General features: G+C 35.6%; 1 pseudogene. It reads right to left on the bottom strand.

From position 1 onward, the window contains the following. Window positions 1-393 (bottom strand): annotated as a pseudogene (locus EGM88_RS15900) (LamG domain-containing protein); the annotation flags it as partial.

Genomic DNA, 393 nt, shown 5'->3' with positions numbered 1-393 from the left:
CTCTGGTATCAGATGCATCTATTTTTAACCAAAATGTAGCACTAAACTCATCACTTAATAAACCTGCTGACGGAAATGTTAAATATGAATCTGTTGCCCCTTTATAAGCATCTCCTGTAACACCAGTATCAAATCCAGGTGTACCTACTACAGTAGCATCGTTTCCGCTTACTGCATCTTGGTAATACCCATTAAAATTCATTGAAAAAACAGCTTGATCTTTTAACACAACTGCTTGAATTTCACTTTGAGTAAGAGCCTTATTAAAGATTCTTAGTTCATCCATTTGCCCTTTTTCAGTTTTATGACTCCATCCTGAGAAATTAGGGTCTCCTGACATTATTACTAAATCTCCTACATTACTCCAATCTATTCCTGGAAAATCACTTTCTC

Origin of the sequence: Aureibaculum marinum, assembly GCF_003813905.1 — a bacterium.
Classification (GTDB): Bacteria; Bacteroidota; Bacteroidia; order Flavobacteriales; family Flavobacteriaceae; genus Aureibaculum; species Aureibaculum marinum.
Note: the sequence above shows the minus strand (reverse complement) of the source record. Positions and strands in the feature narration are given on the sequence as shown.